General features: G+C 40.8%; 15 protein-coding genes. All 15 read left to right on the top strand.

Features of this window, described 5'->3' with window-relative positions; all coding sequences use genetic code 11:
- Positions 1-51 precede the first annotated feature (51 nt).
- The 15 genes from RHJ31_RS12020 (at position 52) to RHJ31_RS11950 (ending at position 15,640) form a co-directional block, all read left to right on the top strand.
- A complete protein-coding gene (locus tag RHJ31_RS12020) occupies positions 52-468 on the top strand; it encodes an FdtA/QdtA family cupin domain-containing protein (RefSeq protein ID WP_302676752.1) in 417 nt (138 codons plus the stop codon).
- Entirely contained in the window at positions 465-1,574 is a 1,110-nt protein-coding gene (locus RHJ31_RS12015) for a DegT/DnrJ/EryC1/StrS aminotransferase family protein (protein ID WP_302676751.1), read from the top strand. Before RHJ31_RS12020 ends, RHJ31_RS12015 begins: the two co-directional genes overlap by 4 nt.
- Positions 1,571-2,620, top strand: coding sequence for a glycosyltransferase family 2 protein (locus tag RHJ31_RS12010; RefSeq protein ID WP_302676750.1), 1,050 nt, complete (start codon positions 1,571-1,573; stop codon positions 2,618-2,620). Before RHJ31_RS12015 ends, RHJ31_RS12010 begins: the two co-directional genes overlap by 4 nt.
- 5 nt (positions 2,621-2,625) lie before the next feature.
- Positions 2,626-3,513 (top strand): FkbM family methyltransferase, encoded by an 888-nt coding sequence (locus RHJ31_RS12005; protein WP_302676749.1) that lies wholly within the window; start codon positions 2,626-2,628, stop codon positions 3,511-3,513.
- Positions 3,510-4,400: a glycosyltransferase gene (locus RHJ31_RS12000; RefSeq protein WP_302676748.1), complete on the top strand. Its 891-nt coding sequence runs from the start codon at positions 3,510-3,512 to the stop codon at positions 4,398-4,400. The genes RHJ31_RS12005 and RHJ31_RS12000 overlap by 4 nt, the downstream gene beginning before the upstream one ends.
- Positions 4,401-4,819: 419 nt before the next feature.
- Positions 4,820-5,782 carry an IS4 family transposase gene (locus RHJ31_RS11995; protein WP_302676102.1) on the top strand — a complete coding sequence of 321 codons (963 nt, stop codon included), beginning with the start codon at positions 4,820-4,822 and terminating at the stop codon, positions 5,780-5,782.
- 41 nt (positions 5,783-5,823) lie between these two features.
- A complete protein-coding gene (locus RHJ31_RS11990; protein ID WP_302676747.1) occupies positions 5,824-6,609 on the top strand; it encodes a glycosyltransferase in 786 nt (261 codons plus the stop codon).
- The gene (locus RHJ31_RS11985; protein ID WP_302676746.1) at positions 6,599-7,813 is read left to right on the top strand and encodes a glycosyltransferase; all 1,215 of its coding nucleotides are present in this window, start codon (positions 6,599-6,601) and stop codon (positions 7,811-7,813) included. Before RHJ31_RS11990 ends, RHJ31_RS11985 begins: the two co-directional genes overlap by 11 nt.
- Positions 7,813-8,805, top strand: a complete 993-nt coding sequence (locus tag RHJ31_RS11980; RefSeq protein WP_302676745.1) for a glycosyltransferase family 2 protein — start codon at positions 7,813-7,815, stop codon at positions 8,803-8,805. Before RHJ31_RS11985 ends, RHJ31_RS11980 begins: the two co-directional genes overlap by 1 nt.
- Positions 8,789-9,640 carry a bifunctional 2-polyprenyl-6-hydroxyphenol methylase/3-demethylubiquinol 3-O-methyltransferase UbiG gene (locus tag RHJ31_RS11975; RefSeq protein ID WP_302676744.1) on the top strand — a complete coding sequence of 284 codons (852 nt, stop codon included), beginning with the start codon at positions 8,789-8,791 and terminating at the stop codon, positions 9,638-9,640. The genes RHJ31_RS11980 and RHJ31_RS11975 overlap by 17 nt, the downstream gene beginning before the upstream one ends.
- A gap of 3 nt (positions 9,641-9,643) precedes the next feature.
- Entirely contained in the window at positions 9,644-11,560 is a 1,917-nt protein-coding gene (gene asnB, locus RHJ31_RS11970; RefSeq protein WP_302676743.1) for an asparagine synthase (glutamine-hydrolyzing), read from the top strand.
- Positions 11,561-11,673: 113 nt separating this feature from the next.
- Positions 11,674-12,669, top strand: a complete 996-nt coding sequence (locus tag RHJ31_RS11965; protein ID WP_302676742.1) for an EpsG family protein — start codon at positions 11,674-11,676, stop codon at positions 12,667-12,669.
- Between the two features lie 157 nt (positions 12,670-12,826).
- Positions 12,827-13,249, top strand: coding sequence for a glycosyltransferase (locus tag RHJ31_RS11960; RefSeq protein ID WP_310828560.1), 423 nt, complete (start codon positions 12,827-12,829; stop codon positions 13,247-13,249).
- Between the two features lie 69 nt (positions 13,250-13,318).
- A complete protein-coding gene (gene tviB, locus RHJ31_RS11955; RefSeq protein ID WP_206201605.1) occupies positions 13,319-14,596 on the top strand; it encodes a Vi polysaccharide biosynthesis UDP-N-acetylglucosamine C-6 dehydrogenase TviB in 1,278 nt (425 codons plus the stop codon).
- Between the two features lie 27 nt (positions 14,597-14,623).
- The gene (locus RHJ31_RS11950; protein WP_302676740.1) at positions 14,624-15,640 is read left to right on the top strand and encodes an NAD-dependent epimerase; all 1,017 of its coding nucleotides are present in this window, start codon (positions 14,624-14,626) and stop codon (positions 15,638-15,640) included.
- The last annotated feature ends 2 nt before the right edge of the window (positions 15,641-15,642 follow it).

Raw genomic sequence — 15,642 nt, 5'->3', positions numbered from 1 at the left:
CATTATACCAGAATATAAGTTAAAAATAATATAACCTCTATAGGAAAAATTATGCTTGATCAGTGTAGAATTATTCAACTCCCCAAAATTACGGATCCAAGGGGTAATCTGACCTTTATTGAGGGAGAGCGTCATATTCCCTTCAAAATCGAGCGGGTGTACTACCTCTATGATGTTCCCGGCGGTGCCGATCGCGGTGCCCATGCCCACAAGGCGCTGCATCAATTTGTGGTGGCCATGTCTGGTAGTTTTGATGTTGTCCTCGATGATGGCGATCGCAAGCAGCGTTATCACCTGAACCGCTCCTACTTTGGCCTGTATATTTGCCCAATGATGTGGCGATACCTCGATAACTTCTCCTCGGGTGCCGTGTGTATGGTTTTAGCCTCTGCCCCCTATGATGAAAGCGATTACATCCGCAACTACGACGAATTCCTAGCCCTTGCTCAGAAGCGCTCAATGCCATGACAACGATTCCCTTTCTTGACTTGGGGGCGGCCTACCGCGAACTCAAAGCGGAAATTGATGCTGCCGTTGCCCGTGTGCTTGACTCCGGCTGGTACATCCTTGGTGCAGAGGTAGAAGCCTTTGAAGCTGAATGGGCTGCTTACTGCGGTGCCAATTATGCCATTGGTGTTGGTAATGGTTTAGATGCTCTTGTGCTTGCTTTGCGGGCAATGGGGGTGACCCATGGAGACGAAGTCATTGTTCCCAGCAACACCTATATCGCCACTTGGCTAGCCGTCAGTCAGTGCGGAGCTATTCCTGTGCCAGTGGAGCCTGATCCCCATACCTACAATATTGATCCCCTCAAGATTGAAGCGGCGATCACTGCCAACACCAAAGTGATTCTACCCGTCCATCTCTATGGTCAACCGGCTGATCTTGACCCGATCCTAGAGATTGCTCGCCATTATCAGCTCTGGGTACTCGAAGACGCTGCTCAGGCTCATGGTGCACGCTACAAAGGGAAGCGAATTGGTGCCCACGGGGATGCTGTCGCATGGAGCTTTTACCCCGGCAAGAACTTGGGTGCCCTTGGGGATGCGGGGGCTATAACGACCAATAACCCCGAGTTGAGCGATCGCATTCGTATGTTGCGGAACTATGGCTCACGGGTTAAGTATGTAAATGAAGTGCAAGGGGTCAACAGTCGCCTCGATCCTCTACAGGCCGCGATCCTACGGGTGAAATTGCAGTACCTCGATGAATGGAACCAGCGCCGCCAAAAACTAGCCCAACTCTACCTCACAGAACTGCAAGGGACTTCCGTAATACTCCCCTTTGTTCCCCCTTGGGCAGAGCCAGTGTGGCATCTCTTTGTGATTCGCACTCCCCAGCGCCAGACTCTTCAGGAAAACCTGCACGCCGCAGGCATTGGTACCCTAATTCACTACCCCATTCCCCCTCACCGTCAGGCCGCCTATGCCAATCTCGATGTCAGCCAAAAATCCTTCGCGATCGCGGAACGATTTGCCCAAGAAGTGCTAAGCTTACCGATAAGTCCTCACCACTCGATTGAGCAACTCCAAACTATTAGCCAGTTCATAGCTAGCCTTGAGTCCCCCCTATGAGTAGCCAAGATAAGCCACTGGTCACTTTCGCCGTATTTGCTTATAACCAAGAGCAATTTATTCGCGAAGCGATTGAAGGCGTCTTTAGTCAGACCTATGAGCCATTAGAAATTATTCTTTCCGATGACTGCTCTAGCGATCGCACCTTTGAAATTATGCAGGAAATGGCAGCCAACTACCGTGGCAAACATCAAGTTAGAGCGCGGCGAAACCCCCATAACACTGGCACATTAGATCACTTATTGATAGTAGCAAAAGAAGCCAAAGGTCAACTATTAGTTGTTGCTGCTGGCGATGATGTTTCTTTACCTCACCGCACAGAAACTTTAGTTAATCACTGGATTAAAAACCCATGCCATGCCTTATGCTCTGGCTACAATGAAATTGACTATGAAGGGAATTTAATTTCTCAAAATAATCAAATTAAATATTTAGATGGATTAGAAATATGCTATAGAAAATGCATAAGGCCTAGAAGATTTGAATTTAATAAAATAAGACATGTTACTGGAGGTTCAGCAGCCTATGATTTGAAAGTATTTCAAAATGTTCCATTGAGTAATCAATATATCTTAATTGAAGATGCATTTGCTTCCCACATCATAAATCTCAAAGGAGAGAGAATTGAATGGATACAAGCCCCACTAGTTAATTATCGAATTAACTGCTTATCTGTTTCAAATTTCGCGAGAATAGCACGCAATAGAAAATATATTAGTTATAGAGAAATTGAAATTGCAGAAAAAAAAGCCATGATTTTTAATCAGTCAACAGTAAATTTTTGTAATTACTTTTTTGCCCTGATTAAAGAGCATAATTATCCAGATACTGAACAATTTATTGAAAATATGAAGCCTATTATTTATTCTGCCGAATTACATTCAAAATACCTAAATCTCAGCTTATTTCAAAAAATCCAGCAAATTTTTAAAACTTCATCAACTAATGATATTAAATTTTGTGTATCCAGATTATTTGGTAATTACTCCTTATACTTACTTAGAAACCTCTTCTGTCTAGTTTTAGGAGTATCTATTCAAAGGTAGCGATTATGATATCAGATACAAAAAAGATTTTACCCAATAATCTAAGAGAAAGTTTAAGAAAGATAAAAAATTATACACAACGCTTGGCTCGGTGGTTAGTAGTAATATGGCAAGTCAGAGGAAAATATACAGAGGACGAAAAAATTCTTTGGAAATCATTTTATTTATCTCCGATTACTAGCCTTGAAAATTTGATTCAGTGGCAAGACCCTCAGCTTATCAAAGATGCTAATGTTACCGTCAGAAATATTGGTGAATTTCATATTCGAGCTTACTCAGATGATTTGTGGCATGTCCTACCCTTCCGTGAGCAAGCAGTTCTCCAGACAATTAGAAACAAACTTCAAATGGGTGACTTTTTTATTGATTGTGGAGCAAACATTGGTTTTTACTCCGTTCTTGCCTCGAAACTGGTTGGGGATACGGGCAAAGTTCTTAGTATTGAAATGATGCCAGACACAGCAGCAATCCTTAACCATCATTTGCAGCTCAATCAATGTACTAATGTTGAAGTTATTGAGTTTGCTCTCAGCGATCAAGATAATCAAGAGGTCATAGCTACTGTTCAGGAAGGAAAATTTGGTCAGGCAACTATTTCTAAAGTAGATTCACAAAAGAAAACGGACAAAGAGATAGCAGTCAAAACTATAACCTTAGACACACTTACCAAAGATATCTCTCACATCCGATTGATCAAGATGGATTTAGAAGGGGCTGAACTTCAAGCACTACAAGGAGCAGTTTTAACACTTCAGAAAACTGATTATCTAATTTTTGAAGAAAGAACTAGGGAAAAAGAGCACAATCCTGTATTTCAATTTCTCAAGAAATCTGGATTTGAGCTGCATCAAATTGATGGCAATAACTGGCTGGCGTACAGGAAAGGTCTATGACCAAGATTGCTTTGCTGTTACCAGATCTACGTTGTGGCGGTGCTGAGCAAGTCTGTATTCAGCTGGCGAGAGAGTTTGTTAACAAAGGATACTCAGTTGAATTTTTGCTACTCTCATCAAGTGGGGAGCTGCTTGAAACAGCTTCTAGTATCACCTCAGTCCACTCTCTAGAAGTTTCACGCTTTCGCGAAGTTTTGCTGCCTCTTTCCAGATATATCAGCTTGCATCAACCAGACGTTTTGTTAGCAAGTATGTGGCCGCTAACCTGTCTTGCTCCCCTTAGCAAAGGAATTTCACGCTCTCGCACCAAGGTTATTATTTCCGAACACTGTACCTTAGAGAATCAACATAAAGACTGGGGGGCATTGACCTACGCGGGACTCTGTCTTTCAACTACCATTGGTTATCGCCTTGCCGATCAGTGCATTGCAGTATCCCAAGGAGTGGCTCAAAGTATGAGTCAGCTTGCTCATTTCCCTGTAGATCGGATTACCGTAAAATTAACTAACCTAGGGCAAATACTATCACTAGGTTGTTCAGAAAAAGAATTTACAACTGGTTGCTGTATGGCTATTAGAAGGCATTTAAAATATCTTGCCTTGCCAATACCGAAATTTCACCCCCATGATGCTTGGCTGAATAGATTATCTAATATATTAGAAGTTAAAAAAGTAATCCCCTCTGTTTTACAACTTTACAGACGGCATGGAGAAAATACCTCTAATGGGATAGCCAGTCGGATAAAAAAAAGGAAAAGGTTGAAAATTCAAGCAATGCCCCATATTTATAGGATAAGATATGTTATAAAATTACTAGCATCAGGACATTACAAGTATTATTCAGGTTGGCAAAGTGCTATAAAAGATTTGTTTTTTACAATTAATTAGTTAAACATGGTTAAGAAGGTATCAATACTTTTACCCGATTTACGATGTGGTGGAGTAGAGAATGTCCGTCTCCGGCTAGCTAGAGAATTTATAAGACGAGGTTATCAAGTTGAGTTCCTACTTCTTGTAAAACAAGGTGAGCTACTTCAGGAAGCTCAGTCTCTATGTGTAGTTCAATCCTTAAATAAACATAAAATATCTGAATCTGTCTTTAAGCTTGTTGAGTACTTAAAAGCTAAAAATCCATCTGTTCTCTTAAGCGCTATGTGGCCATTAACAGTAATTGCTCCCTTTTCTAAAAAATTAGCTCAGTCTAATGTAAGAGTGCAGAAGTGTTGAAAGATAGTTTGAGAGGCTAGAAAAAAGGGAAGAAATGTCATATTCTTCCCTTAAAAGAAGAAAAAAACAATCAACTTACTATGGCATCTTTTGCAACTCTTGTCAAGTCCATTCTCAACCGGCTCAGCCCCTGTGACTACCCCGTGCTGAACTCTCAATTGTTCTTCAAAATCTGGTTGACCTACGTTCTCGACCAAGGGTTAACCAGTATGAGAGCCTTATTTTATCGCTTGAATCATGCAGGGATTACAGTGGATATGTCCACTTTTTCCAAAGCCAACAAAACTCGGACAACCAGCTTATTTGAGGGGATTTACACTCAACTGATGTCTCAAGCCCAAAAGAGACATCGTACTTCAAGCATGACGCTGTTTCCTATCGATTCAACCATCATTACCCTGACCAGTAAACTCTTTTGGTTCTATAAATATCATCAAGTGAAGTTACTTACGGGATTTGATTTAACAGAGAACATCATAGGTAAAGCGGTGATTTCTTTTGGGGAGAGACATGACTTGAGCTTTCAAGAGGAGATTCTAGAAATGATCCCTGAGAATGCTGTTGTAATCATGGATAGAGGGTTTGCGAGCTGGCAATTTTTAGAGCGACTGAGTGAGAGGAAGTGCTCATTTGTTGTACGTATCAAGAATAACATGAGAATGAAGCTCAATCATGAGAGATATCGCGTGGTTCAATTTTTTGACGAGAATCAAACGGAGTTTCGTATAGCGACAAATCTAAAGGAGCTGAGTGATGAGGAAGTGAGTGAGTTATATCGGCATCGGTGGGCGATTGAGAACCTATGGAAATTTCTGAAGATGCATTTATCATTAGACAAGTTGATTACGAAGAGTTTGAACGGGGTGATAAATCAGATTTATATGGTTTTAATTGCCTATTTAATTTTAGAGCTGGTGGAGATACCTGAATACTTTGGGAAGAAGCTATTAGACAAATTGCGATATTTGCAACTGGAACTCAGTCGTCGCTGCTCGATAGTGCATTGGAGCTTTGATTGGCAGCCAGAGCTACTGGTCACTTAAAATGTTAAGTTTTGTTGCAGGATTCAACACTTCTGGTAAGAGTGGTGATTTCTGAACACACTACTCTAACCAATCATTACAAAGATAAGGGCATAGTAACCAACTCACAGCTTCGTCTTTCAACAATGATTGGCTACCGTTTAGCAGATGCTTGTATTGCAGTGTCACAAGGTGTAGCTCAAGATATGTCTCAAATTGCAAAGATTCCACTTAATAAAATTAATGTTATCAACAATCCCGGACCCTTACTGATTGAGCCTAGTAAAGATGAGCTAAATGTAGTTGATCAGATGTGGGGAGTTCCTAAAAAATACAGAGTCCTAAGCGTAGGCAATCTAAAACAAGAAAAAAATCACGCACTCCTCTTGAAAGCATTTGCCCAATTACCCTTTACAGATAGTCGCTTAATGCTAGTTGGCAAAGGTCATTTGGAAGAGAGTCTAAGAGCGTTAGCATATCAACTAGGCATTGGCGATCGCGTCATTTTTGCGGGTTTTCATCCGAATCCCGCTGTATTTTATAAAACGGCTGATCTATTTGTTCTCTCCTCTGACTATGAGGGATTTGGTAATGTCATCGTAGAAGCACTATCCTGTGGGCTACCTGTTGTCTCTACCGATTGTCCGAATGGTCCGCGTGAGATTCTAGCTGATGGCAAATATGGTACGCTGGTTCCTGTCGGCGATGTCAATGCCTTAGCCAAAGCCATGACTGAAGCCCTAATGAGTTCACCAGAGCCTGAATTCCTAAAGCAACGAGCGGCTGACTTCTCGGTTGAAAAGATTGCCCAGCAGTATCTTAATGTAATGTTTCCCCATGAGCAGTAATGTACTCTACATTACCTATGATGGTTTGCTAGAGCCACTTGGCCAATCCCAAGTATTGCGCTACCTTGAAAAGCTAAGCGATAGTTACACTATCTACCTCATTAGTTTTGAGAAAGCTAAAGATTGGCAGAATGTTCTTGAGCGCCAGAGAATTCAGAAGAAAGTTCACTCCCATCAAATTCATTGGATTCCCTTAAAGTACCATAAATCTCCCTCTGTTCTGGCGACAACCTATGACTTGTTTCAAGGAATTACAGTAGCTTTATTTATTGCTGTTACAAGAAGGATTAAAATTGTCCATGCTCGCAGCTATGTTCCTTCTGTAATTGCCTTAGTCCTCAAAAAGTTACTACGCACTAAATTTATTTTTGACATGCGTGGCTTTTGGGCAGATGAGCGAGTTGATGGGGGTATTTGGCCTGCAAACAGTCAACTTTATCACTTGGCAAAATGGTTTGAAAAGCAATTTTTGCTCAATGCAGATCATACTGTATCACTAACAGAAGCAGCCATTTCTGAAATCAGCAAGTTTGAATATTTGCAAAACAAAAAGCTAAATTTTTCCTGCATTAGAACCTGCACAGATTTAGATATTTTCTCACCTGAAAATGAATCAGTAAATAATCATAAGCAAACGAATAATCTAGTAATTGGCTATATTGGCTCTATAAGTAATTGGTATTTATTCTCTGACGTACTTAAATTTATCTATTTTCTATATTCTATTGATAAAGACTTGGTCTCTAAATTTATCATTGTGACACGAACTGATCATCAAATAGTTCGTGAAATTATTAATCAAAGTAAAGTAAATTTGTTATCTATTGAAATTACTAGCTCTGACTATCAGGGTATTTCAGATATAATCAGGCAAATGAACTTAGGAATTTTTTTTAGGAAGCCAGCTTACTCTAATCTTGCTTGCGCCCCTACCAGATTGGGTGAATTTCTTGCCTGTGGCATCCCATGTGTAACCAATGATGGAGTTGGGGATATGACTCAGATCATTGAGCAAGAAAAAGTTGGGGTTATCTTAAGAAGTTTTGATGAATCCGCTATGCGTAAAGCCGCTGAAGAGATTTTAGAATTACTACAAGACGAACACTTGAGCCAACGATGTCGTGCAGCAGCCATTAAGTATTTCTCTCTTGAAGAAGGCGTAAAGGACTATCAAAATATTTACCAACAATTAGGAGGCCAATAATGAATCTACCTAAAGTTAGTATAATAATACCTACTTATAATCAGGAAAGATTTATTTTGGATGCTGTCACATCTGCTTTATCTCAAACATATTCAAACTTAGAGGTTATTGTTGGAGATGATTGTTCAACCGATAATTCTAGTAAACTCATTCAATCAATAAATGATTCTCGACTAACTTATGTTAGAAACAAGACTAACTTAGGGCGTGTTCAAAACTATAGAAATCTTCTTTATCAATACGCAACTGGTGATTATATATTAAATCTAGATGGTGACGATTATTTGATATATAATAACTTTATTTCTGATGCCATTCGACTCTTTGATAATGATGTTGTTGCCGTAGCTGCAAATATATTTAAAGAATATGAGAATAAAAATAAGAGGGTGGGATATTCATTTCCAAATGTTGACTATCTTACTGGAATAGATTTGCTAATGAAACTACCAGACAAAAAATTCTTTTTCAAACATTTATCAACAATTTATTGCAAAAAAATAGCAACAGAGATAAATTTCTACTCTTTTAATAGTCTGAGTTCTGATTGGGAATCGCTATATCGTCTTGCTATTCATGGTAAAGTAAAGTTTCTCAATAAAAATGTTGCGGTCTGGCGCATTCATTCTAATAATCAATCTAAAATTCCAAACATAGACAGTTTTGTAGATAATTTACAAATTTGGAATAATATTTTTGATTACGCCACAGTCTATAATTTTCCTAAAAATTTATCTCATGAACTAGCCTGTAAATGTCAGTTCTATTTTATAAATATGTATATTTTTGAAAATATTGTGCAAAATGATCAACTAAAATCTAGGCAAGTTCTACCAGACTACTTGATTGAAAAAGTAAAGAATAAATATAATTTTCCTATAACGAGAATCATACTTCAGTTTCCAATCCTTGGTTTACAGTTTATCGCACTTTACTTCATTTCTTATTTTTTATACTGGGTGAGGAGCATAGCCAATGTCTTTCAATTATGATCCTAAAGTGGTGGAGAGTTTTGGTAGTGAATGGACTAGCTTTAATCACCTTGAAGTTAGTGAATCTGAATTAGAAAAATTATTTCTTGATTACTTTAGAATTTTCCCGTGGGACATTTTACCTCCAAATGCAGTTGGTTTCGATATGGGTTGTGGTACAGGTCGTTGGGCAAAGTTTGTCGCACCAAGAGTAGGCATACTAAACTGTATTGAACCATCTGATGCTATTGAAGTTGCTCAATCAATGCTAAGAGACTTCCACAATATAAACTTTCTTAAAACAACAATTGATAACATCGATTTACAGGCTAACAGCCAAGATTTTGGTTATTGTCTTGGAGTTTTACATCATATACCTAATACACTTGAAGGTATTAAATCTTGTGTAGCCTTACTAAAGCCAAAAGCCCCATTTCTTGTGTATATTTACTACAAACTGGATAATCGACCTTTTTGGTACCTGTGTTTGTGGTATATGACTATTCTTCCCCGATTGTTTATTTCTAGGCTACCTAATAAAGTAAAAATTTTTCTAACCAACCTGATTGCTATAGCCATCTATTTTCCTTTGGCTCGACTATCATATCTTCTTGAAAAAGCTGGCTTCAATGTAAATAGCTTACCACTTAGTTATTATCGAGATAAAACATTCTATACAATGCGTGTTGACTCTAGAGATCGCTTTGGCACACCCCTAGAAAAACGATTCTCAAAATTAGAGATTCAACACATGCTTGAGGAAGCTGGATTAGAAAATATTCAATTTTCAGATAGTCCTCCATTCTGGACGGCATTAGGCTATAAGAAGGTGGAGATACCGAAATTTTATGAATAGACTATGTGTGGCCTAGTTGGTTTTCTCAACGCTGCCTTTTTAGGTGACTGGGCAGCAACTATCCGCAAGATGAATGGCACCCTTTCCCATCGCGGCCCTGATGATGAGGGAGTCTGGATAGATGAGGCGGCAGGTATCGCCCTAGGCCACCGTCGTCTAGCAATTCTTGATCTTTCCCCTGCAGGACATCAGCCGATGGCTTCTGCGTGTGGCCGTTATGTCCTCGTCTTTAATGGTGAAATTTACAACCACCTTGAACTGCGTCAGGAGTTAACAGCGCTTGGTGCAGCCCCCCCTTGGCGCGGACATTCCGATACCGAGACGCTACTGGCGGCTTTTAGCCATTGGGGCGTGACCACAGCCCTAGAAAAGCTAGTTGGCATGTTTGCCCTTGCCCTTTGGGATCGGGATAGGCATACACTTACCTTGGCTCGCGATCGCATAGGTGAAAAGCCCCTCTACTACGGTTGGGTCAATGGAGCCTTGGTTTTTGCCTCAGAACTCAAAGCGATTCGGGCTTACCCAGCCTTTGCTAACTTGATTAATCGCGATGCCTTAGCGCTGTATTTCCGCTACAGTTGGATTCCTGCTCCCTACAGCATCTATGAACATATCTGGAAGTTACCAGCAGGTACCTATCTCCAGTGGCCTGCTGAAGCCCTCAGCCCCAATACTCAAGGCACACCCCAAGCCTATTGGTTATTGGAAAGCGTTATTGCTAAAGGGCTTGCCCAGCCTTTTCAAGGAACAGAGGACGAAGCAGCAACTGAATTAGAGCGTCTTTTGTGTCAAAGTCTCAAAGGGCAGCTCTTAGCAGATGTTCCCCTAGGCGCATTTTTGTCCGGGGGCGTCGATTCCTCAACAGTTGTGGCTTTGATGCAAAGCCTGTCCTCTCAACCTGTAAAAACATTTAGCATTGGCTTCTATGAAGATGCCTATAACGAAGCCCAATATGCTAAAGCAGTTGCCCAACACTTGGGTACCGATCACACTGAATATTACCTTACAGGTCAAGAGGCGCGGGATGTCATTCCCAAACTTACCCACCTTTACGACGAACCCTTTGCTGATTCCTCTCAAATCCCTACCCATCTTGTGTCAATGATTGCGCGCCAAGAGGTGACAGTTGCTCTTTCTGGAGATGGTGGTGATGAATTATTTGGGGGATACAACCGCTACTTTTTAACACCCCTAATATGGAGTCGAGTCCAAGCCATTCCTGAAAGCGGTCGTTGGCTCCTAAGAAATTTCCTGAATCTGCTTACCCCTACGCAATGGAATCAAGTGATAGGTGGGGTCAACCGCTTTTTGCCCAAACATTTACGATACACAACGGTCGGAGACAGACTCGACAAACTTAGGAAACTCTTAACCATAGACTCTCGTCAGGCAATGTACCTCTCCTTTTTATCGCAGTTCGATCAGCCCTCACGTTTAGTCATCGGTGCCAATGAACCCGCCTCATTAGCAACTTGCCCACCAGAGGGATTCACAAAACTATCCCTTGAGTTCTATATGATGGCACTTGATTTACTCACCTATCTCCCCGATGACATTCTTGTCAAGGTCGATCGCGCCGCCATGGGAGTGAGTCTTGAGACCCGTATTCCTTTTCTAGATCATCGAATTGTTGAGTTTGCTTGGACACTCCCCCTTGAGATGAAAATCAGACAGCAGCAGGGCAAGCAGGTACTCCGTAAACTTTTGTATCGCCATGTCCCGCCGCCTTTGATTGAACGCCCTAAAATGGGGTTTGGTATTCCCCTAGCTCAGTGGTTGCGTTCTGAACTGCGAGACTGGGGAGCAACTTTGTTGAACCCAACCCGTCTTCAGCAGGAGGGCTACCTACACCCTGACCTTGTTTGGCAATACTGGCAGGAGCATCAAACAGGAAAACGCAATTGGGCAGGACAACTATAGGAAGTATTAATGTTTCAGTCATGGTTAGAGCGCTGTTTCTGAATATCTAGCCCTAGCATATGTTTCCCTATTTCTTTGTTTTCTTACTCACGCTAACACCATCGGTTATAGAAATGCCGAAGTGGTATTGGGTATTTCTTTTTAGTATTTATGTCGCTTTTATTGGTCTGAGATTTGAAGTTGGTGCAGACTGGTTGGCGTATATAGGTATATTAGAAGCTTCCAGATATCAGCCATGGGTAGGCTTTGAAGCCCTACTTGGTGACCCTGCCTATCACTGGATTAATAAGATTGCTGCTGCTCTTGATCAAGAAATTTATTTTGTAAACTTATGTGTTGCAGTGATTTACACAAGCTGTTTATTTGCTTTTTGTCAAAAACTGAAAAATCCTTACTTGGGTTTAACAGTTGCTTTCCCATACTTAACGACTGTTGTAGCAATGGGTTATACTCGCCAAGCAGGAGCGATCGCTTTAGAGCTACTAGCGTTAATGGCATTAGAATCCAATAAAAAAATAAATTCAATTCTGTTTTTTATTTTAGCATTACTGTTTCATAAGACAGCAATATTTCTGATATTAGTGCCGATATTAATGTTTTTATTTGACGCACTAAAAACAGGAAAAATAATTTATATATTAGTTATATCAGTATTATCATTGATTGGTGCAATTGTAATTACTAACATCAGCGATAGATTTTTAGTTCTCTATATCGGAACAGGAATGTCATCTTCAGGTACTTTAATTCGACTATCCATGAATCTCTTACCTGCAACTATTTTTCTAATCGAATACTATACAGGGCATAATTTCTTTAGAACTTCTTCAAAAGTTTATCTTGCTTTATCTTGGCTAGTTATTTTTTCGTTTGCACTCTTGCTAACAGGTTCTTCAACTGCTGCCGATCGCCTTGCGCTGTACCTAATACCTATTCAGATCTATGTTCTAGGAAATCTGCCCTACCTCTTTCTCACTCAAAGCCGAGAAATATTTTATCGATGGATGCTTCTAGTACTTGGTTACAGTTTTTTAGTATTATGGGTATGGCTGCAATTTGCTGATCATGCTTTCGCGTGGTTACCCTATCGCATGTATCCTTTTATTTAAGATGGCAATCAAAGATCACTATGGAATACCCAAGCTAGATGGGTTGTCATTGATATTGCTTTCCAACAATGCTCGGATGTTAATTAATTTCAGAAGAGATTTGATTTTAGAGTTAATTCATACAGGTGCTGAGGTTCATTAAGTTCGATTTTGGTTAATTGGTGGACTAGATAGCAATCCGGGGAGCTTATCTGAAGCACAAATTAAGGAATTTACAGAGCTTGGTATAGTTGAGTGGTTTGGCTTTGCTAATGTCAAAGAGTATCTACCCAGTACTAGTGTGTTTGTCTTACCTTCCTACCGTGAGGGTGTTCCCCGCAGTACGCAAGAAGCAATGGCTATGGGTCGACCAGTGATTACTACGGACGTGCCAGGCTGCCGTGAAACGGTTATTGACGGCTATAATGGTTACCTTATTCCGCCTCGGGATGTGAATGCCTTGATAACTGCAATGCGGAAATTTATTGAACAACCTAGTTTGATTCCTTCAATGGGGTATCATAGCTATCAAATGGCTTTGGACTTATTTGATGTCAAAAAGATTAATGCTCAATACCTCAAATTGCTCAGTTCATGTTAGTTTTATTAGGATATTGTAACTCTTTTCAAAAAAGTGAAAGATGCCGAAATTAGCGAAGGTGAGTGCATGATGCTTAATTTTTCTGATACTTTTAAGATTGCTGTGATTGGCTTAGGTTATGTTGGTCTTCCTTTGGCCGTTGAATTTGGCAAGAAGTACTATACTATTGGTTATGATGTTAATAGCCAACGTATCGCTGAACTTAAGCAGGGATATGACAGAACAGGAGAAGTCAGTGACACTGATTTGCAAGCGTGTTCCTTGCTAATGTACACAACCTATCTCGAAGATTTAAGAAAGTGTAATATTTTTATTATTTCTGTTCCCACTCCAATAGATTATTACAAAGTTCCAGATCTTGAACCTTTAAGAAAAGCTTCCAAGAGTGTTGGTCAGATTTTATCACCTCAGTCTATAGTTATCTACGAATCTACTGTTTATCCAGGTGTAACAGAAGAAGTTTGTGTTCCCATCCTTGAGCAGGAATCCAAACTAAAATTTAATCAAGATTTTTTTGTTGGTTATAGCCCTGAACGAATAAATCCGGGGGATCATAATCATCGTTTAACCACAATTAAAAAAGTTACCTCTGGTTCAACACCTGAAGTTGCTGATTTAGTTGATCGCCTATATGCATCAATTATTCCAGCGGGAACACACAAGGCAAGCTCGATTAGAGTGGCCGAAGCGGCAAAAGTAATTGAAAATATTCAACGAGACATTAATATTGCTTTTGTGAATGAGCTATCTATTATTTTTCACCTATTGGGCATTGATACAGAAGAAGTGTTAGCTGCTGCAAGCACAAAATGGAATTTCTTGCCCTTTCGTCCGGGATTGGTCGGTGGCCACTGTATTGGTGTTGATCCCTACTATCTAACTTACAAAGCAGCAGCTTGCAATTATCACCCTGAACTGATTCTGGCTGGTCGCCGTATCAACGATAACATGGGCTTTTATGTAGCAGCGCAATTTCTGAAGTTACTCGTCAAAAAGGGAATTGACTTACCTAATGCTCGTGTACTTGTTATGGGACTAACCTTTAAGGAAAATTGCCCCGATTTACGCAACACACGTGTCGTTGACATTATCAAAGAACTGCAAAGTTATGGCCTAGGGGTTGATATTTACGATCCTTGGGTAGATCCCCAACAGGCCAAGAGAGAATATGGAATTTCCCTTATTGAAGAGTTATCTCATCAGTGGGATGGAATCATTATTGCTGTTGCCCACCAGCAGTTTCATGAAATGGGTAGTACTGGCATTCGTGCTCTCTTGAAAACACCGGGAGTTCTTTATGATGTGAAGTGGGTATTATCGAAGGAAGATGTGGACGGTCGCCTTTAGCTACTTTTTGTCATTTGAGGAATCAAGATGGATATTTTGGTGACGGGTGTTGCTGGGTTTATTGGCAATGCAGTAGCACTGGAACTACTTAAGCGGGGCGATCGCGTGATTGGTCTCGATAATCTGAACAATTACTACGATGTCAACCTTAAGAAAGCTCGCCTTGAGCGACTCAGCCCTTTTACGGCAGGTGATCAATTTGTATTCAGAAAAATTGACCTCGTAGATTGTACAGGGGTGAACCAACTCTTTAGAGACTTTACCCCCCAACGGGTCATCCACTTAGCAGCGCAAGCGGGTGTACGCTACTCGATTGAGAATCCCTTGGCCTATATTGACAGTAATATTGTAGGTTTTATCCACATTTTGGAAGCCTGTCGCTACCATCAGGTAGAGCATCTCGTCTATGCCAGCACCTCAAGCGTCTATGGTGCCAATAAAAAACTGCCTTTTTCGGTTCACGATAATGTTGATCACCCCTTGAGTCTCTATGCGGCCACCAAGAAAGCCAATGAACTGATGGCACATACCTACAGCCACCTCTATGACCTGCCCACTACTGGACTGCGCTTTTTTACCGTCTATGGCCCATGGGGGCGCCCCGACATGGCACTCTTTAAGTTTACGAAAGCCATTTTGAATAATGAACCGTTGCCTGTCTTTAATTATGGTAAGCATCGCCGCGACTTTACTTACATTGATGACATTGTCGAGGGGATTCTACGGGTGCTGGATCGACCTGCCACACCCAACCCTTCATGGAGTGGCGAAAATCCTGATCCGGCCACTAGTCTCGCACCTTGGCGTGTTTACAACATTGGTGCCCACCGCCCCGTCGAACTCCTACGGTATATTGAACTTTTAGAAACCTATCTTGGGAAGAAAGCGCAGTTAAATCTTCTGCCTCTGCAACCGGGCGATGTCCCCGATACCTACGCGGATGTGCTCGAACTTAGGGCAGACACAGGCTACGAACCCACAACTCCTGTTGAGATAGGCGTACAGCGATTTGTCCACTGGTATCGTGAGTACTATGGTATCTAACG

This window comes from Thermosynechococcus sp. JY1331 (genome assembly GCF_031583475.1).
In the GTDB taxonomy this organism is placed as follows: domain Bacteria; phylum Cyanobacteriota; class Cyanobacteriia; order Thermosynechococcales; family Thermosynechococcaceae; genus Thermosynechococcus.
Note: the sequence above shows the minus strand (reverse complement) of the source record. Positions and strands in the feature narration are given on the sequence as shown.

Excerpts from the sequence above, each read along its gene's own strand:
- RHJ31_RS12000 (WP_302676748.1), top strand. The coding sequence starts at position 3,510 with ATGACCAAGATTGCTTTGCTGTTACCAGATCTACGTTGTGGCGGTGCT.
- RHJ31_RS12015 (WP_302676751.1), top strand. The coding sequence starts at position 465 with ATGACAACGATTCCCTTTCTTGACTTGGGGGCGGCCTACCGCGAACTC.
- RHJ31_RS11975 (WP_302676744.1), top strand. The coding sequence starts at position 8,789 with ATGTCTTTCAATTATGATCCTAAAGTGGTGGAGAGTTTTGGTAGTGAA.
- tviB (WP_206201605.1), top strand. The coding sequence starts at position 13,319 with ATGCTTAATTTTTCTGATACTTTTAAGATTGCTGTGATTGGCTTAGGT.
- RHJ31_RS12020 (WP_302676752.1), top strand. The coding sequence starts at position 52 with ATGCTTGATCAGTGTAGAATTATTCAACTCCCCAAAATTACGGATCCA.
- RHJ31_RS11985 (WP_302676746.1), top strand. The coding sequence starts at position 6,599 with ATGAGCAGTAATGTACTCTACATTACCTATGATGGTTTGCTAGAGCCA.
- RHJ31_RS11995 (WP_302676102.1), top strand. The coding sequence starts at position 4,820 with ATGGCATCTTTTGCAACTCTTGTCAAGTCCATTCTCAACCGGCTCAGC.
- asnB (WP_302676743.1), top strand. The coding sequence starts at position 9,644 with ATGTGTGGCCTAGTTGGTTTTCTCAACGCTGCCTTTTTAGGTGACTGG.
- RHJ31_RS11950 (WP_302676740.1), top strand. The coding sequence starts at position 14,624 with ATGGATATTTTGGTGACGGGTGTTGCTGGGTTTATTGGCAATGCAGTA.
- RHJ31_RS12010 (WP_302676750.1), top strand. The coding sequence starts at position 1,571 with ATGAGTAGCCAAGATAAGCCACTGGTCACTTTCGCCGTATTTGCTTAT.
- RHJ31_RS11980 (WP_302676745.1), top strand. The coding sequence starts at position 7,813 with ATGAATCTACCTAAAGTTAGTATAATAATACCTACTTATAATCAGGAA.
- RHJ31_RS11965 (WP_302676742.1), top strand. The coding sequence starts at position 11,674 with ATGCCGAAGTGGTATTGGGTATTTCTTTTTAGTATTTATGTCGCTTTT.
- RHJ31_RS12005 (WP_302676749.1), top strand. The coding sequence starts at position 2,626 with ATGATATCAGATACAAAAAAGATTTTACCCAATAATCTAAGAGAAAGT.